The organism is Vibrio sp. D401a (assembly GCF_030248515.1).
GTDB lineage: Bacteria > Pseudomonadota > Gammaproteobacteria > Enterobacterales > Vibrionaceae > Vibrio > Vibrio rotiferianus.
The window spans coordinates 1-25500 of sequence record NZ_JAHGAI010000025.1 but is presented as its reverse complement, the minus strand read 5'-3'; the positions used below and the strand labels follow the sequence as shown (position 1 = coordinate 25500).

Below are 25500 nucleotides of genomic sequence, written 5' to 3'. Positions count from 1 at the left end.
ATAAATGATAATAAGCAGAAAAAGAAAATAACTATTACGGATTTGTAAAAATCTAAACCTAATGCGAAAAACAAAAAAGCCACCACTTTTCAGTGATGGCTTTGCTTCATCGATGTTGCTTTGTCTTAATTAGCGAGGATCAAGACCTAGCTTTTGTAGTACCAGTTTGAAGTTCTCGCGGCGCTCTTTCACATTGTGAACATCACCTGTCGAACACGTCAGTTCCGGACAACCACGGTTAACGATGCCTGAAACGTCATCGATAAATTGAGAACCTTGCAGACCACTATCTACATACTTCTTCAGTTCGTTGTGGTAGTTCCAATCAGCGTACTGACCGCCTGCATCGTTGTATGCCTGAACTGACGTTACCCAGTAGAACAGACCTGCGATCCACTTGATCTCTTTGTTCTCTTCCGAGCTACAAATCAGACCAGGGTTAGAACAGAAGTCTAGCTCAGCATAAAGTGGGTTCGCCGGTGGCGCTTCTACCGTTACGCCATCAATTGTCTTACCAATGGTTGATGGATCAACGTGCGAGCGACCTAGGTAGTGGTTAAGCGTACCGAAGTTCTGACGACCTGTGGTTTGGATAACACCACGACCCCACCAGCCACAGCCTTCAACGCTTTCTTGGCTGCTGCCGTCCCAAATGAACTTACCTGCTTTCTGACCCACATAAGTCTTACATTCGTCGCGTTCCCAAACTTGCTTAGACGTATCTACGCTTTCTGGAACATCGTTACAGTGACCGTTGTTTGTCCAACGACCTGCTGCACCGTTCACCAATAGACCGCGCTCTTCAAGTACTGCATCAGGTGCTGCAAAGACTGGAGCTGGGGCTCCATACCATTTCGCATGAGTCAGAGCGCTGACTTCCATTTTGTCATCACGAGGACAAGAGTACGCATGATCTAAACCTGAAACTGGGTTTACGCCGTAATCTGCGTATTTCTGACCCAATTGACCACAACTTGCTGTCATTGGGTAATCCGCAGGCGCGCCGTATTTCACTTCAGACCAGTTGTTTTCATCACACGCGTTGTAGCGGATGGTCTCTTGCATACTTTGTGCAAGGAACGCAGCAATCGCGACTTTCGCGTATTTGATGTTGGTTGCATCATCAACTTCATCGTTCATCAACCAGAACTTGTTGCCCGCCACACCAATGTTGTGCATTGCGTTCAAGCCATCTAGGAAGTCGTTCCACTTGTAAACCGTTGACGGAACCCACTGAGACTGTGGCGTTTCGTATAGGAAGGCTTCGTTATCCATCACGCTTTCAGCATTTGCTAACTCTTGGTTTAGCGCTTCAATGCGAGTCAATGAACCTTTCTCTAACTCTTCACCTACGTAATACAGTGGCACTTTCGCCGTTTGGTAAAGCTCAATTTTGCTGGTTAGGGCTTGAGAGTCTTGATCAAACATCAATGCAAATACGTTGCTGTACGCGGCTTTACGGATTTGCTGATCGGTTTGAGTATTGCCCATGAAGTAATTTGCGGTTTGCTCTGTTGGCATGTTCGCTAACATTGCAGGCGCATCAACGTAATCTGTCACCTGTTTTACGTATTCAAGTGCGTGATGCCACTGCTCGCTGGTTAGTGCCGTGGTTGCATTCGATTTAGTAAACACCACAAAGTCAGCTTTGTTCGCAGTACCTGCTTTGTAAAGCTCGAAACTATCAAGTAGATCTGCCGTGAAAACGGACGCTTCATCCCATACAGACTGACGACCAGAGTGCGTATCGTAAGCAAACTCACCAATGCTTAGTGACCAACCAAATGTCGCTTGTGGCGCAAGGATGGTGAAGATCAAGTTGTAAGCATGTGCCCAGCCTTTGACGTCATCGCTCAGTGCGTTGATCGCATCAATATCAAAACGGCTACCCGTGATATCAATAGCATTCGTCAGTGCTTGCTTAACCGCAACGGCACCAAACGATGCACCTTTGTCTTGCGTAGCGAGATCCAGAACATCCGAACGAATCACAATAGATGCTGTACCCGCGTTCTCTGCTTGTTCGATAGCCGACACAAACGAACGTGTCAGTTGCTCTAGATCTGTTAGCGCATCACTGCTGCTTGCTGCGATAGTTAACGTGCTTGGCGCTTGAGTAGAAGGGCTCGCCACTACGAATGTATTTGGCCAACCTGCTACTTCTAGACGCACTGGATCCATTGGGTTGCGCAATGATAGCGCTGGCGCTGTACCCGGCTCAGTACCATCACAGTTTAGATGCAATGACCATGAGCTATCGCTGCCAGGAACAGATTGCGTCCAGTAAACCGCTGAGTAAGCAATGTTCTTGTGAACCATAATGTCACCGCCTGTCGCGTGATCACCACGAGTCCAATCTGGGTACACATTAAAGTCAGCGCACAGTCCACCTGTTGGCGGAGGTGTCGGTGTTTCTACTTTTTCAACTGTGATGCTCACACGTGCTGTCGCCGTTAGGTTCTCAGCATCTGTCGCAACCGCTTCTAGTTCAACTGCACCTACTTCTGACGCCGTCCAGTTACAAGAGAACTGGTTGGTTGCTGATGCGTTGAAATCACAGATTTGCTTGTTGTTTGCTTTCACGATAATGCGAGACAAATCGTCATCAGCATCCGTTGCACGAACAGAAATCGACACCGCTTCGCCTTTTTCAAACTTAGAACCGTTTGCAGGTGAAGAGAAGCTCACTTCTGGCTTAACAAAGCTTGGGGCTGCTTCAACTGCAACTGCGATGCTGCGTTGCTCGACCATTTGATTGTTCTGATCGAGAACCACCACTTTAAGTGTCGCATTGCCCACTTCATTTGGCGTCCAAGATTGAGAATACGTCGTTTGACCTGCAGCGATGTTACGTTGACCTAGCTTGCGGTCATTTGCCCAGAACTCTAATTTAGAGATCAATTCACCATCAACACGCGCTTTAATAGTCGTTGCCTGACCCACCATCAATGTTTGACCTTGTGTAGGTGCAACAAACGTCAGCTCATGTACTTCAGGTACCACTGGTGGCTCAACTGGCTTCTCTTTTACCGAAATGCTGACCGTTTGTTGCTGGGTTAAACCTGAGGTGTCTTCCACTACAGCTTTGATCGCGTGAGTGCCTGCGCCATCAGAAGTCCAACTCGCTTGGAATGGAGCTTGTGTTACACGAGCCACTTGTTCGTTGTCGACAAAGAAAGTCACAGCTTTAACGCTGGTGTTGGTTGCCGTAACGTTCGCTAGCATAGCAACCGCTTGACCTTCTTCAAACTCAGCACCGTTCACTGGCGAAGCTAATTGAAGAGAAATTTCTGGTTCACCTACTTCACCTTCGTCATCAGCAATGAGACGAATGGTATTTTGAAGCAGATTCAGATCCAATACGCCGCTCACACCCAGAGTTAGCTCAATACGCTCACCTGCTGGAAGTTGTGATTTCACCCAGCTACCGCTATCAAAAGCCAACGCGAGCGTGTTCTTGAAGACGTTGCCTTGTACGTCGCTGGTGAACTTCATGCCCGGGTAGCTGATGCCAGTCGCAGACCAAGATGGTGCCGACATTGATAGGTTTGAATCAAACGTCACTTTCGCATCACGAAGCTCAACTGGCTTTGAACCGTCGTTCGTTAGGATCACTTTGTAAGTGTTCCACCACTGGCTTTCTGAGCCGACGATAGTTGCGTCTGTGATCACTCCTGCGTGTGCAGCAGGCAACCCCATACCGATCGCCAGTGCTAAAACACTTGGCATGATCGCTAGCGTATTCTTTCTCATAATTAAGGACTTATACAAACAACAATAAAAAGGAAAGGCATTATAGAGGGGGACTTTTTTCGCGCCGCAGCGGACAGATGTAACTAAATGTAACTCAACTTACAGGTGTAAAAGTGCCAAAAATAAAGCGTCTTTTCGCGTCAATTTGACGACATTTCGCACGTAATCGGTAAGCAAACAAAAAACTGGGACTCTAGTTCAAAATTCAGAAAGTGTGCACTGGATAAAACAAATCTATTTTCTGGTCACAATCGATATAAGCATTTGTCTTCACTTTGTTTTCATGCATTTAAAAATCAATAAGTTACAGGATAAAAACACTTGAAATACTTAGTTACATGTTACTGAAAAAAGCGTCAATAAAAGCTGACCTCATACCCGAAAAGATTGGTAGTTCTTGGCCCAAAAGATCCCCTTCACATTTATGAAATCAAGAGAGGAAAATACGGTACATGAATGATCACACCATAAAAACGATAAGTATAACTTTGCAACAAAACGTCAATATCCGGATTGAAGCACGGTTTCAATTGGAATATTCGATGATAATGAGATGCATTGGATCGGTTTGAATCCAAGTCAGCCCAAAAATAAAATATGGAGAGTGTTATATGTCTTTACGTTTAGTAGCAGCAACCTTTGCACTAGCTGGATTAAGCTTTGGCGCGCAAGCAAGCGCAGAGTGTGAAGTGTCCATCGATGCTAACGATATGATGCAGTTTTCAACCAAAACACTGAGCGTGCCAGCGACGTGTAAAGAAGTGAAACTGACGCTGAACCACACTGGTAAAATGCCAGCACAATCAATGGGTCATAACGTGGTGATAGCTGATACAGCAAACCTTCAGGCAGTAGGTACGGAAGGTATGTCTGCAGGTCTTGAGAACAGCTACGTAAAACCTAACGATGACCGTGTTTACGCGTTTACCAAAGTGATTGGTGGTGGCGAAAGCACTTCTATCACATTCAGCACAGAGAAGATGACTCCGGGAGGTGATTACTCATTCTTCTGTTCTTTCCCTGGTCACTGGGCAATCATGCAGGGTAAGTTTGAGTTCAAATAACAGTACAAAATTCAAAAAGGAAGCAATACGCTTCCTTTTATTTTAAATAGATTGTTCAGCAATAATATCTTTCAACGGCGCAGGGCGAGCAAAAAAGTAACCTTGGACCTTGTCCACTCCACAGCCCTTGACAAAATCGTACTCTTGCTGGGTTTCTACCCCCTCAGCCACCACCTCACAATGAGTAATGCGTCCAAGCTTGGCAACTAACTCATAAAGATCTCGACCTTTTTGGTCAGTTGCATCTAACAATAATGAGCGATCAAGTTTAATCTTGTCGAAAGGATACTTCAGCAAATGAGGAAACGATGCGTAACCGGTGCCAAAGTCATCCATAGCAATCCTAATACCTTTTGCCTGCAGCGCTTCCATCGTTCTAATTAGGAATACTTTATTACTCAAAATCGCTTCTTCAGTAATCTCAATTTCTAGCCATTCTGGTTCGATTCCATAGTGAGTTAAGCGAGAGAGTAGATGTGGTACAAACTCTTCTTGTTCAATAGTCGCCACTGCGATATTAATCGCGATGCGACGTTCTTTTGATAATGACATTTTCTGCATGTCAGCCAGTACTCTCTCTATCACTAACTTGTCGAGCAATGGCATAGAATTAAGCATTTGAAAATCACTAACAAACGTTGGTGGACACAACTTCCCATCTTTATCGATATAACGTAGTAGCGCTTCATAAGAGAATACGTTCACATCTTTTGTAGACTGCAGTTTCTGGTAAAACATGACCAGTTCGCCTTCACGTAAAATGGTTGTTAAACGCTTCTGAGCGGTAGATTTACTGATACTTGTCTTATTGGAATCCCTGACATTGTTTAGCAGCGTTTTAAAAATCGAGCGTTCAATACCAGTATACGTCGCATTTGCACGAAACTGAGCTGAATACTTTCCTGCATACGCCAAGTAAAATGGCCGATAGATGAAAACGCCAACAAGAATGACAACCGCCTGCAGAATCGACCCTTCAAGTTGATTTCCCATCGCCATATAACCGCTGAACAGAGGAGGCGTCATCCAGTTTACGATGTTCTCAACTGGAGGCACAATGCCAGAGGCTATACATGAATATGTGATGACAAAGCTCACCAATGGAACCGTTACAAAAGGGATGATCAGCAGCGGGTTAAAAATAATAGGTAACCCAAATAGCAACACTTCGTTGATATTAAATATAACCAAAGGCGTTGCAGCTAGTGCGAGCATCAGATGATTGCGCTCTCTGGCAAACATCAATACACATATAAGTAGGCTAATGCTGTTACCCGAACCACCCATAGACATAAACGCGTCGTAGAAACCTTGGCTAATCACATTTAGTGACGCCTCTCCACCTTTCCAAGCAATCATATTCGCTTCAGTCGCTGCAAATATCTGCTGCTTAATGGCGAACAATAGATTGTGCCCATTAATGCCAATGGAACCCAGTAACCCCAAAACAGTTTGATAAATCAGGCCGCCTTGTAACGTCAGCGGATCGACTCCAATCTCACGAATAGCACTACCAAACATTGACATAACGATTGCCGTCAAGTTGGACACAACTAACGCAATCAATACAAATAGGAAGAAATGTACTACGTGCTTGAGCAAACGAGACGAAAAATCTAGCGCTTGCGGCTCCAGCAAACGTATCTTAAAAGCAATGCAGTATAGATAAGTAATCGTTGCACTCAGCAGAGCGAGTAATGGGTTGTTAGGCAACATATATGTTGCTGATAAGCTGCCGTTTTCTAGCGAAATCAAGTAAAACATGATCAGCGAATAGATGATGAATACCGCACTAGAGACATTGGTTTTATGCGAAAGGTAGTAGCCAGCAACAACACAAAAAGCACTGGGATATAGATTTATCAGAATATCGGAGACATGGAAAAGTAGTTGAGACAGTTCTCCCCATCCGGTAAGACGGAAAGCATGTCCTAGAAATATCGCCAATGCATTAGACAAAATCAAAGGGAGAAGCAGTAGCGCAATCGAAGCTAAATCCGTTAAGTAGGACTTAAATTCGGAACTCCAAGAGGTAGAGATAACCGACATACGTTGAATTAATCGCGTACACGTCTTTGTACTTTTTAGCATTAACGAGTTCTTTTACTGATAGGACCAAATGACAAGTCAAAATAAGATTCGACCAATTGAAGCGCATTTACTTAAGCTGACAAGCATCGCTCCCACCTAAAGCCAAAGTGAGATTAAGATCAAAATATCAATTAGTAATTATTGACTTAATAAGTAAAGCGAATCTCGTGCGTAATTTAGCGATTATATGCGCCTTGATCCATTAAGATTATTTGTCGTAACGACAAATAAAAAGAAACCCCGTATTTATAGCGGGGTTGCTGTTATTCCGTATCAACATTTAGCCAGAGAGCGGGACTGGGAAGTGCTGCTCATATAGCTCCATAAAGTCTTTACGAATCAAGTGCTCTAGATGGTTTGCTTTATCTGTAGGGCAGAAAATCATGATATGTACGATTTGCTCACCATTAATATTGCTGGCGATATGAACATGTGGCTCTGATCCCGGCAAGTCGACACCTGCATGCTTTTCTATCATCGCATTATAGCGGTGCGCAACGTCAGCGAAGTAGCTACAATGTTCATCAATTTTATCGGTTAGTAGCGGTAAAATCGGGTATAAGTTAACAAAGTCTTTTACCACTACTGAAAAGTTGTGGTAGACGTAGCGCTTCATAAAGTTAAGGTTTTTCACTGGGTAAGTGAAAAACATGCTATTTGGCAGTGTTGCGGTTTTACCTGTGTAGTGATATTGCCCATGATGCAGGTCGATTTCTTGGATAACCGTCGCCATCATGTTGTGCTCAATCACTTCTCCGCATAACTTACCCACTTCAATCCAATCACCAATCCGAAACGAGCGCGAGCTAGCACGTTGAATTGAACCTGTAAAACACAAAATAATCTCTTTAGAAGCAACAACTATCGCCACGGCGATGGCCGTCACGCTGAGAGCAAACTCGCTGATTTCGGATTGCCATAAGATAAACAAAATAATCAGCGTGATGGCAAAGGTGCCATTTTTGGTTCTCGACATCCAACTGCGTTGCTCTTCTGTAATGAATGCATCGTCACCTCGGATTCGAGACAGAATCAAACGACGCAGAAGAATGATGAACAGCAGGATTAATGCAGTAAATAAAATCTTGTGAGTGAGAAGAAAATCGACGACTAACTGTACTTTCTCCATTCCTCGCTCCCTGTATGGCCTAGATTATTTGACCTCTTAGGTTAGAGGTCCTGTTGTAAGAAAGTAACCTTATCAATTTCTTAACCAATTGTCCTAGTTTGAAGGGTTTAAATGGGACAACTCGGATGAAACATTCTCTAGAAAACCACTTACTCGCTGACTGGAACTAACTTAGCTGAAGTAATAAACTCACCAAAGCTTTCACACCACACAATGACAGAGTTATATTTTTCTGTATCGATAGGCTGACTGAGAGGAAGCACAAAACGATCAAACGTTTTTATATCTCCAAGGTTTACCATCTGTGATTTCCATTGAATAAAGTCTGATTCAGTCTCTACGTATTGGGGCGATAAATAGAGTTTGTAATCAGGCCCAGGAGCAAGCTCTCCTTCAAAAAAAATCTGAGACTCAGTCGCCGTAATCACTCCCTCCCCCCAATGGAAGAAATCGCTGTCTTCTCTATTCTTATCGAACTTTCCTTGTTGCAGTTCTTTTTGGTTTTTCGATGACACAGATGGGATTTCTGGCGATTCAGGTTGAGTAAGAATCGGCAACGCGTAAATACCTAAAGCAAACCCTAGCGCTACACAACTCGCGTGTGTAAAAAACAGTAATATAACCCTCATTCGTACTCCTTATTCTCTTCTACTTACTGATGATAATTTATAAACTCATCACGATCCATCACCGCTGTTATTAGCATTTTCTAGGTGAGATCACAAATTACAAATAGATTACATAATAGTGTTCAATATTTATTGAATCTAGCTCGCCCTTTACAGAACGACATATTAAAATGATTACATAACTTCACTGCGTCCATCGCAAATCAAGCATATAAATATAAAAAGGGGACTTGATGGACCATCCGGCTTACTTACAAATCGTGGCGTTGCTGACGCGAATTCAGAACTATCCAGGCTTATCAGGGCTAGCATATATTTTGGATCGCGTTGACGCTATATGTACACAACATGATTACCAACGCTGCCAACAAGTTGATAGCTTTGTTAGAGGTTTTACTTGCGATCGCAACGATCAGCTAGAGCAAGCAATAGAGTTCTATCAAACATCTATTGATGCGAGCCCGTCTCGTAAAAACGCTTTGCGCTTCCAAGCACACATATTGTTAGCGTCTATTTATGCAGACCGAGAACAATACCAAGCGGCATATTCTCTTTATCAAGAGGTGCTTCTTCATACACACTTATTAGACACTAATGCTCTTTCACTGTTATATACAAATGTTAGTGACCTATACCTTTCACTAGAAAAATACCAACAGGCTGTAGAGCTAGCAGAATTAGGTTCACAAGCTTCCGAAAAGGTTTGCAACCTTGTAAATCAAGCCATATGTCAGCTTAATATTGGCCTCGGACTTGGTAAACTTCAGAACATTGAAAATGCCTTGGTGTCTATAGAGCGAGCCCTAAATATTGCGGTTGAAATCAATGATACTAGAATCGAGGCGATCTCTCATAGTTACCTTGCTCAAACGAAACTTAATTGCGATTCATATAATTTTGACGACATTGAGCAACATTTTGTTGCCGCTCACCAGCTTTTCCGCCTAGTCAAAGACAAACATAATCAACAAGAAAACTTAACTGCGTATCTAGAATTTCTAGTCCAGCATTTAAAATATGCTCAAGCTCAGGATCTATGTGATCAGCTAGCTCAAGATGATGACTTAAAAAGCAACTTTGGCTTCTATTCAAAGTATTGCCATGCCCAAATGACAATATATGAAAAAGGCAACGACTGGAAAGCGCTTGCTGGCTTTCAGATGATGTTCTTATCCCATCTCGAAAATCAGTTAAACGAACAGAAACAGAATGATGCCGAACAGTTAAGGGGGCAGATAAGTCACTTAACTCAAGATCAAGAGCATCTTGTGATGAAAAAAATCCGGGAACAGATTGGAACCCTGACAGATATAGGTCAAAGCATCGCTACATCCGATAACTTGGAGAATGGCTTAGCCTTTATCTACGAAAAAGTTGGTTCCGTCTTTCCTACTGACGAATTTGGCATCGCCCTATACGATCAGAGCACCCACGAGCTTGATTACCGCTACTTCTTTGATAGCGATGGACCAGTTGAGAGACTGGTCATCAACTGCGATCAAGATAAAAATATTGGTAGTTATGTCGTTCGTACCGCGCAGACTGTACATATTAACAATGTTAACGACGAATCGATCAGTAGTTACGTACCTCTTGAAGTTAGAGAAGACCACGATCTCGTGGTATTCGACAACAATAAAACAGCCCGATCAATCATTTTGACTCCAATAAAACTGGGTAAACGAATATTAGGAGTCTTGTCGGTCCAGCATCATCGGCCTGATCAATACCAACAACATCATGTTCATCTTTTTGAGCAGCTTGCGAATTTTATCGCTATTTCATTGGAAAACTTTGAACAACGACAAAATCTACAGCAAGCCAACATACTACTAGAAACATTGTCTCGCACCGACCCACTTACAGGTTTATATAATCGCTATCAGCTTGACTCTCTAACCCCCTCATTGATTTCAAATGCTCAAATTAGCGGCAATTCATTAGCTTTGGTGATCATTGATATTGACTACTACAAAGGCTACAACGATTTTCATGGTCACCATAAAGGCGATCAGGCACTAAAGTTGGTTTCCTATGTTTTAAAAAACGTATTTGATCAGTTTGGAACTCATATTTTTCGTTATGGTGGAGATGAGTTTCTAATCATATGTGAAAATCTCAATGGGGCTCGGCTGATGTCAAAGCTCTCTTTACTCCAAGAGCAAATAGAAGATCTAAACCTAAGTAACCCTCTTTCCAAATGTTCAGAAATATTGACCTTATCTGTGGGGGCGGTGAATTTTCATAGCCTTGATAGTTGCTGCTTTGAAGAGTTGTTTACCATTACTGATAAACAACTATATCGGGCAAAAGAAAAGGGACGTAACGCTATTAGTTTTGCTGCCCATTCATTTGATTTAGAGTCTGTTTAATCAAAGAATTTTGGTTAAAATTCAGATTGAAGAAAAGTACTTTAAGTCGTCAAGTAAAAACGCTCGAGAGGCTCTAGCCTATTAAACTATCTTGATAGATCATTTTCTTACTCATCCCTCCGTCAATAACTAAGTTATGACCGTTAATAAAATCGTTTTCGGGATGAGTTAGAAATAAGCATGCATTAACGATATCTTGCGCTTTCCCAACTCGGCCTGAAGGATGTTGCTCGTGATCTAGACGGTTCAGCGTTTCATATCCTTCAACTTGAATCCATCCTGGGCTGATGGCATTAACTGTAATAGGCGTATCTGACAAGGAAATGGCCATAGACTGGGTCATTGATACCACACCACCTTTTGAGGCTCCATAAGCATCCCATCCAGATTCGTTCTGATTCCAACGAGTAGACGCAATATTTATGATGCGTCCATAAGGCTGATGATTGTTCAATCCTATAAATCGGCGAGAACAAGCAAAAGAGCCTTTGAGGTTTACATCAATAACACGAGAAAACTCTTCAAAAGTAAGTTCTTGAAGAGGCTTATTGAAATTAGCAACCGCACCATTGTTTATCAGAATATCTACCTTACTGTACTGGGTTTGTATTTTGTCAAAAGCTTGTTCTATTTGATTGGTTTGCCCCAAATCTACTTGATAAAACTCAGCTTCTGGATTTTTGTTTGGTGCAATATCGAACACAATAACTTTAGCTTGCAAATCAAGGTAAGCTTGGGTCAGGTATTGACCAATCCCCTGACTACCCCCAGTTATGACCACAACTTTATTTTGGTACATACATAACCCTCTGAATCTATTTTTTGCAGAAATTATTTTAAGGTTTGGTAATGACAATGGATAGCAAAAGCACAGCTTGGTCATTGCTTTTCTAACTATATATAAGAAAAAGCCGACGATATGTCGGCTTTCGATTATCTAGTCTATTGGGCGAATCACTTTGCAGGGATTACCCGCTGCTACTACGTTAGGTGGAACATCTTTCGAAACCACACTGCCTGCACCAATCACCGAGTTTTCACCTATAGTCACGCCCGGGCAAACAATCACGCTTCCCCCTAACCATACGTTGTCTCCAATTGTAATCGGAGTTCCGAATTCTACGCCTTCTTCGACTCGTCCTTTAACATCGAGTGGGTGACCTGCCGTATAGATTTGCACATTCGGAGCGAACAAAACGTTATCGCCTATATGCACTTCCGCTACGTCTAATACAACGCAGTTGAAATTTGCATAGAAGTTTTTACCCAGCTTAATGTTTGAGCCGTAATCGCATCGAAATGGTGGCTCTAGGTACGCACCTTCTGAATCGGGGATCAATTCATCAATTGCACCGCGCCACTCGTCTGTATCAGGAATGCTATTATTTAGCTTTTGTAGCACTTTTCGGCATTCAATTCGCGCTTGATATAGCTCTTTATCCCAAGCATCGTATGGCTCACCTGCCAGCATTTTTTCTTTCTCGGTTCTCATCTTTACACCACCTCACAAAAAATAAAAACGCATCAAAACACATCACAACACCACAAAATGTGACTGACGTAATGGATTATTTATTTGGGTGAGCGCTATGACGAGATTTCAAATAGGACCTATCCATCAGTCTTCTCGGAACGCACGATTCATACTCTCTGTTAATGGTTTTAGAAGATAGCTTAACGGTGTCCTTGGTTCAGATAAAATGAGTACCTCCGCATTCATCCCAGATGTTAGCTTGTAGCTTTCCACGTCCTCTTGGTTCAAAGCAATTCTAGCTAAATAGTAATCTTGCTCCTGTTGATTGGTCAGCTTATCTGCTGAAACGGTAAGAACGGTCCCATTTAAAGGAGCCAATGTTCTGGCATTAAGTGCGGTTAGACGAACATGTGCAGATTGTCCTGTACTTACTAAGTCAATATCTTCAGGGTTAACTTGAGCTTCAACCAACAATTCATCATCGAGAGGTACAAGTTCGAGCAACGTATCACCTGAGTTTATAACGCCTTTTTCGGTAAACACCTGCATGTTTACAACTCTACCCGATATTGGTGCCGCTATATTTGTTCGATCTAACGTATCCTTTGCTAGACGCAGTTCTTCGCGCACAGTAACAATATCTTTTTGGGTTTCTCTTAGTTCTGCAACAATTTCATTGAGACGCTCCAAGCGCAGTTCTTCGATTCTCGCTTGATTCTCATCTAATCGCTTTTGCACCGTTAATGATTGTCGATCGAGTTGGCTAAGCGTACTTTTTACTTCTGTAGCCATACGCTTAAGTTGGAGAAGAGCTGACTTTCCTGCATACCCTCTTTGCACCAGCGACTGATTGCTACGTATTTCTTCTTCAATTAGCTGTAAGCGTTCTCTCTCAATCTTTTTGGTGTTGGTCAAGTTGTCTAGCTCTAAATTAGCTCCAGACATACTTTGAGCGATGATATTTAGTTTGCTGTCAAAAAAACGTTTCCTTGCCTCAAAAATTTTACTTTGGACTAACTTGGCTTCTCTAAGTATCTCTTCACTAGAGAGGTTCTCTAAATCCGGTGACCATGAAATTTCACCTAAGTTGTCTAACTCGGATGACAACCGATTCTCTTTTGCTACGGTATGTATGAATAAACCATTCATAGAATCCCATTTAGCGCTCGCATGTTGTCCTGAAAGCTTAATAAGTAGTTGCCCTTCTTCGACACGATCACCTTCATGCACATGTATTGATGCGACAATCCCCCCTTCTAAATGTTGTACCTTTTGACGCTTGCTTATTACCGACAAATCACCATAAGCAATAGCCGCACTTTCCAGTTGAGCCGTTGCGCCCCAATAAACAAATCCCATCAAAAATGCACTTAATGAAGTGAGGCCAAATAATATTGGTTTCTTCCAATGCAAATGGCTAGGAGGTGTGTACCTGAATATTCTGTCACGCTTCGTTTGTTCAGCGATGGGCAGTTGCTCTTTCATCTCTCACTCTCGGTATTTCGATATTGTCATTTCCCATCAATCGCTTCAAAACTTCCTCTCTAGGGCCGTAGAGTTGAGCTTTGCCATCAGAAAGATAAAGCAAACGGTCCATCTGCCTCAAAGTACTAGCGTTATGAGCAATGATGATCACAGTCGTCTCTTTAGCCTTTAAGTGAGCTATCAACCGTTGATACGCAGACTCTCCCTCACCATCAAGGTTAGCGTTCGCTTCATCAAAAATAACGACTGAAGGTTGCCCATAAACGGCCCTAGCGAGAGCAATTCGCTGACGCTCACCTCCAGAAAGACCTCTACCATTGACGCCAATAGAAAAATCGTACCCACCATTTTTTTTCAAAATTAGCTCGTGGCATCCGGCTAACTTAGCGGCCTCTATAACTTTTGATGGATCTTCTTCCTTAAATCGAGAAATATTCTGACGGATGCTTCCCGGAAAAAGCTCTACTTCTTGAGCTAAGTAACCGATATGCTCCCCTAAATCTTCTGAAGGCCAAGCAGAGACTTCCATTCCATCCAAGGTCACTTTTCCTGCTGTGGGCGGTATGATGCCAAGAAGTAGACGCGCAAGTGTTGATTTCCCTGTTCCTGAGGGTCCGATAACTCCTACGGAAGTACCTTGAGGTATTGATAACGTTATTTGAGAAAAGAGTAGACCTGCGTTTTCTGGAAGATGGTACGCTAAGTTTTTGAGTTCAAAGTTTCCCTTTGGAGGTGGGAGAGGCATATCGGTTTCCGCCATAGTCGCTCTTAAGTCTATTTCCTTTAGCCGAGAGAAAGCGTTATGCGTTGATACTGCATTTCGCCATGTAGTAATAGCTTGTTCCATTGGGGACAGTGCTCTACTCATCAATATTGAACTGGCTATCATTGCACCAGCCGTTATTTCGTGTGATATGACAAGCCACGCTCCCCCAGCCAACAACGCTATCTGCAATGACCCTCTTATGAACTTTGAAAAGTTTGTCAAATAAATAGATTTATCTAATGAAGATTCTTCGGACTTCTTTGTACTACTAACACCTTGAAACCACTTCTCTAAAAAGGCATTCATCATTCCCATAGCAAGTATCGAATTTGCATTCTGCGTCGCTATTTCCGCTTGAGAAATATGTGAGACAGACTGTACCTCTGCTTCTCGCAAGGATGTCCTAGTAACCACTTCATTAAGCAGCCCTAAACCAAATAGAATAAGTGAACCCGCTAGCGATATATGACCAAGCATTGGATGTAGCAGATAAACAAATGCAATAAAAATAGGGGTCCACATTGCATCTAACAAAGGATACGGAGCTTGACTGCTCAGAAAGGCTTTTATCGTCTGGATGTCTTTTAAAACCTGAGAGGTATAACCTTTCCCAGTATAAGCCTGAAACTGAATGCTTCGACGCAACATAAATACTGAGATTTTCGCTTCCATCCAATTCCCGAAAGACTGACTCACTTTTGCCCTCGCAATATCAAGTAAAGCCATCGTGAACATTGCAGATATGACAATAATCGTGAGAAGGACTAGGGTATCCGTTGAATATGAAGATATGACTCTGTTGTATACTTGAAGCATGTACAAAGGTATGGATAACACCAATAAGTTGATAAAGAAGCTAAAAAACATCAAACTCCAAATAAGCACAACTAACTTATTTTTTACTACTTTAAAGATTGAACTTGGCACAGAAGAGACCATTAAAATCATATAGCGCCAGATGAACTGGCGCTACTTAGATGAATTAGAAAACAAATAAATCGCTACCGTGAGCTTCAACTTCTTCTTGAGTTAGACCCTTGACCTTAACAGTAAAATCTTCACCGTTACTAAACATAGCATTACCACGTGCATCGTAACTTATCTCAAGGTCTGAAAGTGACTGGACGGATTCACTACTAAACATCAAAATATCTTCATCAGCGTTGAAGTCTAAAACCGTTGAATTGCCATGTCCGCCAAACTTGTCTGTGAACACAAATTTGTCTTCTCCGCTACCACCACTGACGACGTTTTTTCCTGAGCCTATGATCAAACGGTCGTTGTCGGCACCACCATGCATGCGGTTATCACCATGAGAAGCCAGTAGCACATCATCTCCAGTTCCCCCTCGCATCGTGTCGTTTCCATGACCTCCTTTCAAGACGTCATTTCCTTTGCCGCCAACAATCAAATCGTTGCCATCTCCCCCAATTACAAGGTCATCTTTGGCTCCAGCATAGATTTTGTCACTACCATCCAGACCTACGATCACAGAACTGGAATTGTCGTAGGACTTAATTACGTCATTACTGTTGGTCCCTTGTTCTTTATCTTCGTATTTATTTGGGTCGCTCATACAGAGTTCCTCTACTTTCCTTTATGTTATTAGAATGTCAGCACCTTACGACTTGAGATCCAGACCCGCTGATCTTAGTAAATGGCCAAAGGAAAGAAGTTTGAATATGGAATGAAACTTTAAGAGTTGCGACTCAATAGAAATAACCATCTATTGGTACTTTTATATATAAAGTCATTTGTAATCATGAATCTATAGTCAAGCTTTCAGATTTTTCTTTGCCCATCTTGTAGCTTGATTTCGGTTTTTTACTTCTATTTTTCTGAAGATATTGTAAAGGTGGGACTTAATTGTATGTTCACTAATAAAAAGTGAATCCGCAATTTCCATATTGGAACCGCCTTCTTTCAACATTTGGAGAACCTGCACCTCACGCCTTGTCAAATCAATCTCAAGTTCCGGTTCTTCAATGCGGTATTTCTTAGCTTCATGATATGAAACTAGCTGATCCAGCATTCTTCGTGATAACCAATTATCACCGTCAAGTATACCTTTCAAAGCTTTACAAAGGGTATCAATGGAGTCCGTTGGCTTAAAGATGCCCTTTAATAGGGGCCAGTCTGCCAACTCTTCAATCGCCAGATCCTTAGTTAGGTTTAGTAAAATCGTACCTATAACACGATCGTCTGATTTTAAATGACTCATCATTTCTTCGGACATATCGGAAGAAAAATCAACTAGTAAATAATACTTTTCGCTACACAGATTTTGATATGGATTGTCTAAGTTAATCGTCGTTATTTTCGTATCTACTCTTGATGCAAGCATATCCCTAAAGTTTTCACTTTGTAAGCTTTGCTGAGTAATTAATAGTACTTCTGGATTAACTTGAATACTTTCCATGTCTCTTCTCTACCATTTAAATTTAAATCCTGCCTAGTGCACTCAATTGGTATAATTAGTATCTTAGTGCTAGTTCATACAGGTTAATTTGAATAGGGAGAGAATAAAATGGTTGCAAGTAAAAAATTCAAAATAAAAAAAAGTGTTTCTCAAATGAGAAACACATGGCAAACTTTTGTACTATTGAGTAGATGTGAGTCGCAAAAATAATTAATAAATAGGTTAGTAAGATACTTCTTGAACGTTTGATATATTATCTTTCGCCCAAATTAGTGCTTGCACTCTATTTTTGACTTCTATTTTCTTAAAGATATTGTGCAAATGTGTTTTTACTGTATTTTCACTCACGAATAAATTTTCAGCAATTTGTTGGTTTGATGCTCCCATGGATAAGAAGGTTATTATCTGTCTTTCTCGCTTAGTAAGCACCGTCTTCGTATTTCGGCTGACTGGTTTAAAATGCCTACGAAGATGGGTTATGTACTGCTGAGCGAGCTTCCTACTAAACCACATCTCACCTTGCAGAATCTTGCCTATGCCAATCTGTAAAGTATGGATATCATCAGAGTTGTAAAAAATACCGCTCAAGCTCGACCACGCGAACAACTCTTCCGTAGGTATATTCTTGTCACAATTAATCAGAATTTCTTCAGCATTACTAAATTCTGCCTTTTTCAGTTCCATATAATGTGAGTACATATCTTCACTGACTACACTGGAATCAAGAATGATCGTAGATATATTCCCTGACATCGCTTTAAATGCAATGAGCTTATCTGGAGAGAGTAAAAATACGTTGATTCTTAATTTATTTTCTAGAATTTCTTTAAGTAAAGATGACTGTAAGCTGTCTTCCGTTACCAAAATAACATTACTTTTAGATCCGCTCACCATTGCTATTCAAGTCCTTTAATAGTTTGGTTTGAAATACGCAATAGATTTAGGTAGGTCGAGGTTATTGTCAAGTATGAAAAAGGTTGGGCTTAAAGCGAAAAAAAAGGGAGGAGTTAACACTGAGTATAAATTAAATAAAAAGATAAAAAAAGGGAGTATAAAACTCCCTCTTTATTAATGCACTGGCACTGAGTTTTTCTGATTGAACTTACCAAAGTATTGCTCTAATACTTCCGGTGTCAACTTACCCTCAGCCTCTAGCTTTTTCAGTTCAGCAGCAATTTGTTTCTGCTCATCTAAAGAAGGAAGTTTAACTTCAGGCTCTTGAGCTGCTTCTTGAGAAATCATCTCCAGCTCTTTTTCAAAGTCGTTCATCGATACTTACCAAATGTAGTTAAAATCAAAAGCACTTGCTACATTCTACCCAACTCTAGAGCTTGAAGCTACCTACCATCTTGTCCAGACGAGAAGATAGGTCACGCAATTCCTGACTAGCATTAGCAAGCTCTTCAGCGGTTGTTGTCGTCGCTTCATTAATTGCGTTTATCTCTTCGATATTTTGATTGATCGTATGAACAACTGTTGATTGTTCTTCGGTTGCCGTTGCTACTTGCGTGTTTCGGTCTGAAATATCTGCAATACGCTCAGAAATGTTCATCAGCACTTCAACAGCTTCATCTGTCGATGCTACACCTTCAAACGTTACTGCTTTACCAGCTTCCATTGCGGTTACCGCATCTTGCGCGTCGCTCTGAAGTTGATTGATCATCTTCTGAATTTCTTCTGTCGAGTCAGCTGTACGTGAAGCTAGGTTTCGAACCTCATCAGCTACTACTGCAAAACCACGACCTTGCTCACCAGCTCGCGCCGCTTCAATCGCTGCGTTAAGTGCAAGTAAGTTAGTTTGCTCAGAGATATCACGAATTACATCAAGGATAGAACCAATATCCTTTGTGGTCGTTGCAAGTTGAGCCACAACCATGCTTGTAGTCTCTACGTCACCAGCTAGGCGGCTGATTACTTCTTTTGCCTGAGTAACTACTTGTCTACCAGTTTGGGTATTGTCAGATGCTTGATTAGCTGTGTCCGCGGCCGTCGCAGCATTGGATGCAATCTCACTGATCGTCGCACCCATCTGGTTAATAGCAGTTACAACTTGGATCGTTTGATCTCGCTGTTCTTGGCTATTATCATGAGTCGTCGTCGCTTTATGAGAGACGCCTTCAGCCGCTTCACTCAGTGAGTTGCTTGTCAAAGACACTTCTTTCATCGTTGCATGGATTTTCTCAATAAAGCCATTAAAGCCTTTTGACAACTGGGCTATCTCATCATTGCCTTTGATCTCGATACGTTGGGCCAAATCACCTTCGCCTTGTCCCAGATCGGTAAATCGGTCTGCAATCAATTTAATTGGATTCGTAATGCTATTCGCTAGCAACACACCCATAGCAATAAAGATTAGCGCCACAATTGCCGTCGTCAACATCATTTTTTGACCAGTTGCATTTAGATCAGCGAACACTTCATTAACCGGTACAACACCAACAACAAACCAGTCCATTGAAGGTACATACAAGCTAGACACAAACATCTCTTGACCTTCAAATTCGGTCGTTACAAGATTGAAATTACCTTTGTTTAGCAGTTGAGACGCCTGACTACCGAATAGTTGATTAATAGAAGACTTGTTTTTACCTTGCTGACGATGAATTTGGATATCGCCTTTACTGTTTGTAAGGAACACATAGCCAGTATCTTCAATTTTGAAACCATTCAGCAGTGACACCATATCATCCATTGACTTAGATAAACCTGACATCGAAGTACCGGAAAGATCCTGATAGTTCGCGAACATTTTTACTTCGCCATTTGCCTCTTGGAATACACTTACCGACGTTTCTTGGCCAGATGAAGTAAAACCAAAGAACCACCCGTCTTGTGAACGGTTTAGTTGACGTAAGAAACCATTTTGGTTCCAGTAGTATGCTGTATCACGGTTCGCAACCGATGCATCATTCAGCTTATATTGAGATTTCACATTGTTTAACTGCTGAACTAATTTCGATTCAACTTGTGAGTTGCGATCAGTAGTCGAAACCGCTTCAACTACAAACTCATTCGTAGCCAATTGCTTGGCTGCCTGTTGCATCTGAACAACTTCACGGTCTATTTCCGTGTTAATTTGTTGCAACATTGCTGGCAATTCAATATCAATAAGTCGATGACTTAAAACTTCTTTGGCATGACGTTGTGCCATCACACCAACAATAATTGTAGAGGCAAGTACAGCAAATGTAATACCAAGTACAACCTTTTGTTTAATACTCAATGAACTAAATTTAAGCATTTATGGACCTTCAATAGAATCACTCATTATGTGCTGATATTTTATAAAATCAGCTATGGGGGACTGCCTTTACAAGCAAATATTCACGCAGGTTATATCGACATCACAGCAGAGAACTAGAGGTTTTTCTCACATTTTTTTGAAATTGCTGTGCAACTCAATATTTAGTGACAAAAGACACAACTACCAAGCGGTTGCAATTATTATATGCATCCCAATATTGGAAAGATAAATTGCGTGTCCAGGCCGGAACTTTTCTCGACAATCCAAGGACAAATACACACAACAAGAATCATATGGATACCAGAGAGTCCAAAAAATGCACAAAACAAACTTCGAAACTCTTCAAAGCTACTTAGAGTCTCAGATCATTGGTCAGCATGATCTCATTAAACAGCTTCTCATTGCTCTACTTGCCGATGGGCATATCTTGGTTGAAGGTCCTCCAGGATTGGCTAAGACCCGTGCGGTGAAATCTCTATCGGATTGTGTAGAAGGTGATTTCCACCGTATTCAGTTCACACCAGACCTACTGCCAGCCGATTTGACGGGTACCGATATCTTCCGTCCAGAAACGGGCGAATTTACCTTCCAGTCTGGTCCTATTTTCAACTCACTGATCCTTGCTGATGAGATCAACCGTGCGCCAGCTAAAGTGCAAGCCGCGATGCTTGAAGCAATGGCTGAGAAGCAAGTGACAGCGGGACGAAACACATACGCACTCCCAGAGCTGTTCTTGGTGATGGCAACTCAAAACCCAATCGAGCAAGAAGGTACTTACCCGCTCCCAGAAGCGCAGCTTGACCGTTTCTTGCTGCACCTTGATGTGGATTATCCAGATGCGGAACATGAGTTGGCTATCTTGCGCATCAACCGTGGTGAGGCAAAAGGCGAAGCGACGATTGAACGTCCAAGCTTGAGCCAAGAAGACATCTTCACCGCACGCAAAGAAGTACTCAACATCCACATGGCAGATGCGATTGAGCAATACATCGTTCGTCTTGTGATGGCGACTCGACAGCCAAGCGATTACGACTCAGAGCTTGCTAAATGGCTATCTATGGGTGTGAGCCCGCGTGCGACGATCGCCCTTGACCGTTGTGCTCGTGCTCATGCGTGGCTGGCAGGTCGTGACTTCGTTTCACCAGAAGACGTTCAAGCCATGGCTTACCCTGTGCTACGTCACCGTCTGCTGCTTAGCTACCACGCTCAGGCAGAAGGCATTACAGCAAATCAGGTTATCGACAAGCTTCTTAATCTTGTAGGTAGCGCATAACGTAGGTAGGTGACATGTCTGCATCATATGCATTGCCACCTCATGCGAATGGGGTGACATTAACCCTTGAAGAGCTGCTTCAATATCGCACTCAATCGGTTCGTTGGTTGCCACCAGCCCAGAGTATTTGGTCTCAAATGAGCGGTAACCATACCAGTCGTCAAAAAGGGCGCGGTATGGACTTCATGGAAGTGCGCCAATACCAAGCGGGTGATGATATTCGCAGCATCGATTGGCGAGTCACGGCTCGAACGGGAAAAGCGCACACCAAGTTGTTTGCTGAAGACAAAGAGCAAGCGGTGATCTTATACATCGACTTGAGCCCAAGCATGCACTTTGGATCGCAATATGTATTGAAGTCGGTTCAACTGGCGCATTTCGCTAGCGTCTTGATTTGGCTGACATTAGCCAAGAAAGACCGCATCGGCGCGGTGATAGATGATGGTTCCCAGTGTATTGAGTTCCGACCTTCTTCTTTACAAAAGCAAGGGCTGAGGATTCTTGACGCGATAGTGAATACTCACAATCAATTGCTTACGAATCAACAAGCTGACAGCACACGCACACTGCCTTACATGACCGCAATTGAAACGCTACATAACCTAACGCCGAAAGGCAGTGAACTCATTCTGCTGAGCGACTTTGCTCAAGTGGAAGAGAAAGAGCTGGTTCAATTGCGTCGATTAAAGCAACACAACAGCGTTCGTGCAGTGCAGTTTTATGATCCTCTTGAGCGAGGCGAAACCGACTTCCGAGGCCAGGCGAAAGCATCCGATGGTCATCGAAGTCAGTGGTTTAATTTCGGTTCGAAAGGACAGCGCCAGGAGTTGGAGTCTCACTTCGTTAAGCATCAACAAGCCATTAAACAGCAGTGTCATTCAATGGCAATTCCATTTAACAGTCTGTCGAGCGGGTTACCGCTGGTTCAGCAGTTAAGCTAATCAAAGCAACAACATACAAATCATTCAAGCAGTAGTAATAATAATGACAACGAATAATCAAAGCCTAAACCTTGAACCTTTAATCCTACCGAATGCACCTGATTGGTTCCCACTTGCTTGGGGATGGTGGGCAGTTCTGGGCGGTGTAGTTCTCTCCATCTTAATCGTCGTACTGTACTTAAGATGGCGTACAAAGCGTCTTGTTGCTAAGAAGACCGCATTGAAATTGTTGACCAATCCGATCACACCACACACACCATCTTCCGCATTAGAGGTTCTTCGTCAAGCGGCTTTGAGTTACTTCCCTCGTGAAGAAATCGCGCCATTAACAGGCTCTGCTTGGTACGAGTTTCTTGATAGCTACACCAAAGAAACTCGATTTGTCGACAAACAACAACAGTGGCAAGCGGCGCTGTATCAAAAGTCTGGTCAAGAGCAGCATCAAGCCTTAATTGATGATTGCGCTTTCTGGATTGAAACCGCATTGCCACCAAAGAAAAAGGCAAAAACTCGTGACTGAGGCAACTCTCGTTTCGAGCCTCTCTCAGTGGTTGAACATTGAGTTTGTCTGGTGGTGGGCATTATTGTTACTGCCCCTACCTTGGCTGATTTATAAGTTCTTCCCTGAAGAGACTCAGCAAGCTGAAATTAAGCTGGCGTACCTGCCAGACAACAAACACAGCAACAAACCAAAACAGGTCGTACAAAGATTCCTGTCTATTGGCGTATGGGCTCTGTTGGTTGTCGCTTGTGCTCGCCCGGTTTGGTACGGCGATCCGGTTGAGTTTCAACCGAAATACCGTGACATGATGTTAGTGGTCGACTTATCTGGCTCTATGCAAAAAGAAGACATGAACGACAACGGTGAATACATAGACCGTCTAACCGCCGTCAAAAGAGTCTTATCAGATTTCGTAGAAAAACGCCAAGGTGACCGCTTAGGAGTGGTTCTATTTGGTGATCATGCTTATCTACAAACGCCACTTACCGCTGACCGTAAAACCGTGATGCAACAGATCAATCAAACCGTCATTGGCTTGGTTGGCCAGCGCACCGCAATTGGTGATGGTATCGGCTTAGGCACCAAAACCTTTGTAGACAGTGACGCACCACAACGTGTGATGATCTTGCTCAGCGATGGTAGCAATACAGCTGGTGTCCTTGATCCGCTTGAAGCCGCTGATATCGCTAAAAAATACAACGCAACCATCTACACCGTAGGTGTGGGCGCTGGTGAAATGATGGTGAAAGACTTCTTCATGACTCGCAAAGTCAATACCGCCTCAGATCTTGATGAGCAAACGCTGACCAAGATTGCAGAGATGACAGGTGGTAAATACTTCCGAGCACGTGATGCTAAAGAACTTGAAACGATCTACGACACCATTAATCAACTAGAGCCAGTTTCTAGCGATACGCAAACTTGGCGTCCTCAGTCGGAATGGTTCCCTTACCCACTAGGTGCTGCACTTGTGCTTTCCGTGTTCCTGTTTGTTCTAAGGAGAAAACATGGCTGAGTTTACTTTCCTAAATCCTTATTGGTTGTTGGGTTTGCTCGTCATTCCCGTCGTCTTTGCGATTAACAGCCAATACAGAACCAAAAAGTCATCGTTGATTGCGCCCCATTTAGCCAAAATGCTCGGTCATTCAGTGAATACCAAGCATTACTTCGCCATTTGGGGATTAGCATGGGCTATCGCTTGTATTGCTCTAGCAGGTCCAAGTTGGCAATCCAACACTCGCCCGAGCTTTGAACTAAGCCAAAACCGAGTGTTAGTTCTGGATATGTCGCGCTCTATGTACGCAACGGATGTGAAGCCAAATCGCCTGTCACAAACCCGCTATAAAGCATTGGATTTATTGCCGAAATGGAAAGAAGGCTCAACAGGTTTGGTCGCGTACGCGGGCGATGCTTATACGTTAAGTCCACTGACGACAGATTCCAGCACACTCGCTGGCATCATCGAAAACTTGTCCCCTGAGTTAATGCCTTATCAAGGCTCCAACTTACCATCAGCGATTGAAACCGCGCTTGGCCAGTTTACTCAAGCGGGTGTCAATCAAGGTGACATCGTCGTGCTGGCAGATGATTTGGATGACTCCGAACTGTCTCGCTCATTAGCGGTATTAAACGGTAAAGACATTCGTGTGTCAGTACTCGCTATCGGCACATCAACTGGCGCACCAATAGCCCTTCCGGATGGTTCTTTGATGAAGAGCCGACAAGGCAACACAGTGGTAGCGAAGACTAACCTGAAAAACTTACAGAAGTTAGCCAAAGAGACCGGCGGATTATTTGTGCCAATTCAACACAATAACCGTGATGTTGAGAACATTGCCGCGTTTACTAATAACGCGAGTAACAACCTTGCCGCCAAGCAAAGTGAAGACGTGAAAACCGACTCTCGCTTGAACGGTGGGTTCTGGTTGCTACCTCTGTTGTTGATTCCTGCTGCCCTACTCTTCCGTCGAGGCATGATTTGGGTATTGGTTGCGACCGTGCTACCGATGAGTTGGGCACCAAAAGCAGAAGCGAATGCGTTCTTGAATCAGAACCAACAAGGTCAACAGCTTTATCAACAAGGTGAGTACGAAAAGGCCCAAAATACCTTTACTGATCCTAATTGGAAAGGCGCAGCAAGCTACCAAGCTGGGGATTACGAAAGCGCGATTGAAGCATTCTCCAATAATCCAAGCCTTGATGGCCGTTACAACTTAGCCAATGCACTTGCTCAAAATGGACAACTTGAGGATGCGGCGGAGCTCTATAAAAACGTAATTCAAGAAAAGCCTGACTTTGAAGCTGCGAAAAAGAACCTGTCGGTTGTAGAGGAGAAACTGAAGCAACAGCAGCAACAGC

Annotated in this window: 20 protein-coding genes; 7 read left to right on the top strand and 13 right to left on the bottom strand. The window is 42.8% G+C overall.

All coding sequences use genetic code 11. From position 1 onward, the window contains the following. Positions 1-129 precede the first annotated feature (129 nt). Positions 130-3753 (bottom strand): Ig-like domain-containing protein, encoded by a 3624-nt coding sequence (locus KIV41_RS12530; protein WP_285336596.1) that lies wholly within the window; start codon positions 3751-3753, stop codon positions 130-132. A gap of 611 nt (positions 3754-4364) precedes the next feature. On the opposite strand from KIV41_RS12530, the gene azu reads away from it, so the two are divergent. Beyond that, a complete protein-coding gene (azu, locus tag KIV41_RS12525) occupies positions 4365-4817 on the top strand; it encodes an azurin (RefSeq protein ID WP_010451113.1) in 453 nt (150 codons plus the stop codon). Positions 4818-4859: 42 nt separating this feature from the next. Here azu and KIV41_RS12520 read toward each other — a convergent pair whose 3' ends face one another. The 3 genes from KIV41_RS12520 to KIV41_RS12510 all read right to left on the bottom strand — a co-directional run bounded on the left by KIV41_RS12520 (position 4860) and on the right by KIV41_RS12510 (position 8666). Further along, positions 4860-6866, bottom strand: coding sequence for an EAL domain-containing protein (locus KIV41_RS12520; RefSeq protein WP_240703726.1), 2007 nt, complete (start codon positions 6864-6866; stop codon positions 4860-4862). A gap of 322 nt (positions 6867-7188) precedes the next feature. Next, positions 7189-8037: a mechanosensitive ion channel family protein gene (locus KIV41_RS12515; protein ID WP_038884694.1), complete on the bottom strand. Its 849-nt coding sequence runs from the start codon at positions 8035-8037 to the stop codon at positions 7189-7191. A gap of 149 nt (positions 8038-8186) precedes the next feature. Then, on the bottom strand, positions 8187-8666 hold the full coding sequence (locus tag KIV41_RS12510) for a DM13 domain-containing protein (RefSeq protein WP_010451108.1): 480 nt from the start codon (positions 8664-8666) through the stop codon (positions 8187-8189). Between the two features lie 233 nt (positions 8667-8899). On the opposite strand from KIV41_RS12510, the gene KIV41_RS12505 reads away from it, so the two are divergent. Then, positions 8900-11038 carry a diguanylate cyclase gene (locus tag KIV41_RS12505; RefSeq protein WP_285336595.1) on the top strand — a complete coding sequence of 713 codons (2139 nt, stop codon included), beginning with the start codon at positions 8900-8902 and terminating at the stop codon, positions 11036-11038. 73 nt (positions 11039-11111) lie between these two features. Here the strand turns inward: KIV41_RS12505 and KIV41_RS12500 are convergent, their stop codons facing one another. The 9 genes from KIV41_RS12500 to KIV41_RS12460 all read right to left on the bottom strand — a co-directional run bounded on the left by KIV41_RS12500 (position 11112) and on the right by KIV41_RS12460 (position 20423). Next, entirely contained in the window at positions 11112-11837 is a 726-nt protein-coding gene (locus tag KIV41_RS12500) for an SDR family NAD(P)-dependent oxidoreductase (RefSeq protein ID WP_285336594.1), read from the bottom strand. Positions 11838-11975: 138 nt separating this feature from the next. Further along, entirely contained in the window at positions 11976-12530 is a 555-nt protein-coding gene (locus tag KIV41_RS12495; RefSeq protein ID WP_285336593.1) for a sugar O-acetyltransferase, read from the bottom strand. Between the two features lie 126 nt (positions 12531-12656). Then, entirely contained in the window at positions 12657-13997 is a 1341-nt protein-coding gene (locus KIV41_RS12490; RefSeq protein WP_285336592.1) for an HlyD family type I secretion periplasmic adaptor subunit, read from the bottom strand. Then, positions 13972-15702, bottom strand: coding sequence for a type I secretion system permease/ATPase (locus KIV41_RS12485; protein ID WP_285336629.1), 1731 nt, complete (start codon positions 15700-15702; stop codon positions 13972-13974). Before KIV41_RS12485 ends, KIV41_RS12490 begins: the two co-directional genes overlap by 26 nt. A gap of 43 nt (positions 15703-15745) precedes the next feature. Further along, a complete protein-coding gene (locus KIV41_RS12480) occupies positions 15746-16339 on the bottom strand; it encodes a calcium-binding protein (RefSeq protein ID WP_285336591.1) in 594 nt (197 codons plus the stop codon). A gap of 198 nt (positions 16340-16537) precedes the next feature. Further along, complete coding sequence (locus KIV41_RS12475) at positions 16538-17182, bottom strand: LuxR C-terminal-related transcriptional regulator (RefSeq protein WP_045391117.1); 645 nt, start codon at positions 17180-17182, stop codon at positions 16538-16540. A gap of 222 nt (positions 17183-17404) precedes the next feature. After that, positions 17405-18076, bottom strand: a complete 672-nt coding sequence (locus tag KIV41_RS12470; RefSeq protein WP_010451093.1) for a LuxR C-terminal-related transcriptional regulator — start codon at positions 18074-18076, stop codon at positions 17405-17407. 174 nt (positions 18077-18250) lie between these two features. After that, positions 18251-18451: a chromosome partitioning protein ParA gene (locus KIV41_RS12465; protein WP_038886694.1), complete on the bottom strand. Its 201-nt coding sequence runs from the start codon at positions 18449-18451 to the stop codon at positions 18251-18253. 55 nt (positions 18452-18506) lie between these two features. Beyond that, positions 18507-20423 (bottom strand): methyl-accepting chemotaxis protein, encoded by a 1917-nt coding sequence (locus tag KIV41_RS12460; protein ID WP_038886693.1) that lies wholly within the window; start codon positions 20421-20423, stop codon positions 18507-18509. 319 nt (positions 20424-20742) lie between these two features. Between KIV41_RS12460 and KIV41_RS12455 the strand changes: the two genes are divergently transcribed. The 5 genes from KIV41_RS12455 to KIV41_RS12435 all read left to right on the top strand — a co-directional run. Beyond that, a complete protein-coding gene (locus KIV41_RS12455; RefSeq protein ID WP_285336590.1) occupies positions 20743-21699 on the top strand; it encodes a MoxR family ATPase in 957 nt (318 codons plus the stop codon). A gap of 14 nt (positions 21700-21713) precedes the next feature. Continuing rightward, complete coding sequence (locus tag KIV41_RS12450) at positions 21714-22640, top strand: DUF58 domain-containing protein (RefSeq protein ID WP_010451088.1); 927 nt, start codon at positions 21714-21716, stop codon at positions 22638-22640. Positions 22641-22683: 43 nt separating this feature from the next. Continuing rightward, positions 22684-23160, top strand: coding sequence for a DUF4381 domain-containing protein (locus KIV41_RS12445; RefSeq protein WP_020197346.1), 477 nt, complete (start codon positions 22684-22686; stop codon positions 23158-23160). After that, positions 23153-24157, top strand: coding sequence for a VWA domain-containing protein (locus KIV41_RS12440; protein WP_285336589.1), 1005 nt, complete (start codon positions 23153-23155; stop codon positions 24155-24157). The genes KIV41_RS12445 and KIV41_RS12440 overlap by 8 nt, the downstream gene beginning before the upstream one ends. After that, a partial coding sequence (locus tag KIV41_RS12435) for a VWA domain-containing protein (RefSeq protein WP_285336588.1) occupies positions 24150-25500 on the top strand: 1351 nt, incomplete at its 3' end. The genes KIV41_RS12440 and KIV41_RS12435, both read left to right, overlap by 8 nt.

What these genes read in the sequence shown, in the direction of transcription:
- KIV41_RS12530 (WP_285336596.1), bottom strand. Translation starts at nt 3,753, where the DNA reads ATGAGAAAGAATACGCTAGCGATCATGCCAAGTGTTTTAGCACTGGCG.
- azu (WP_010451113.1), top strand. Translation starts at nt 4,365, where the DNA reads ATGTCTTTACGTTTAGTAGCAGCAACCTTTGCACTAGCTGGATTAAGC.
- KIV41_RS12520 (WP_240703726.1), bottom strand. Translation starts at nt 6,866, where the DNA reads ATGTCGGTTATCTCTACCTCTTGGAGTTCCGAATTTAAGTCCTACTTA.
- KIV41_RS12515 (WP_038884694.1), bottom strand. Translation starts at nt 8,037, where the DNA reads ATGGAGAAAGTACAGTTAGTCGTCGATTTTCTTCTCACTCACAAGATT.
- KIV41_RS12510 (WP_010451108.1), bottom strand. Translation starts at nt 8,666, where the DNA reads ATGAGGGTTATATTACTGTTTTTTACACACGCGAGTTGTGTAGCGCTA.
- KIV41_RS12505 (WP_285336595.1), top strand. Translation starts at nt 8,900, where the DNA reads ATGGACCATCCGGCTTACTTACAAATCGTGGCGTTGCTGACGCGAATT.
- KIV41_RS12500 (WP_285336594.1), bottom strand. Translation starts at nt 11,837, where the DNA reads ATGTACCAAAATAAAGTTGTGGTCATAACTGGGGGTAGTCAGGGGATT.
- KIV41_RS12495 (WP_285336593.1), bottom strand. Translation starts at nt 12,530, where the DNA reads ATGAGAACCGAGAAAGAAAAAATGCTGGCAGGTGAGCCATACGATGCT.
- KIV41_RS12490 (WP_285336592.1), bottom strand. Translation starts at nt 13,997, where the DNA reads ATGAAAGAGCAACTGCCCATCGCTGAACAAACGAAGCGTGACAGAATA.
- KIV41_RS12485 (WP_285336629.1), bottom strand. Translation starts at nt 15,702, where the DNA reads ATGGTCTCTTCTGTGCCAAGTTCAATCTTTAAAGTAGTAAAAAATAAG.
- KIV41_RS12480 (WP_285336591.1), bottom strand. Translation starts at nt 16,339, where the DNA reads ATGAGCGACCCAAATAAATACGAAGATAAAGAACAAGGGACCAACAGT.
- KIV41_RS12475 (WP_045391117.1), bottom strand. Translation starts at nt 17,182, where the DNA reads ATGGAAAGTATTCAAGTTAATCCAGAAGTACTATTAATTACTCAGCAA.
- KIV41_RS12470 (WP_010451093.1), bottom strand. Translation starts at nt 18,076, where the DNA reads ATGGTGAGCGGATCTAAAAGTAATGTTATTTTGGTAACGGAAGACAGC.
- KIV41_RS12465 (WP_038886694.1), bottom strand. Translation starts at nt 18,451, where the DNA reads ATGAACGACTTTGAAAAAGAGCTGGAGATGATTTCTCAAGAAGCAGCT.
- KIV41_RS12460 (WP_038886693.1), bottom strand. Translation starts at nt 20,423, where the DNA reads ATGCTTAAATTTAGTTCATTGAGTATTAAACAAAAGGTTGTACTTGGT.
- KIV41_RS12455 (WP_285336590.1), top strand. Translation starts at nt 20,743, where the DNA reads ATGCACAAAACAAACTTCGAAACTCTTCAAAGCTACTTAGAGTCTCAG.
- KIV41_RS12450 (WP_010451088.1), top strand. Translation starts at nt 21,714, where the DNA reads ATGTCTGCATCATATGCATTGCCACCTCATGCGAATGGGGTGACATTA.
- KIV41_RS12445 (WP_020197346.1), top strand. Translation starts at nt 22,684, where the DNA reads ATGACAACGAATAATCAAAGCCTAAACCTTGAACCTTTAATCCTACCG.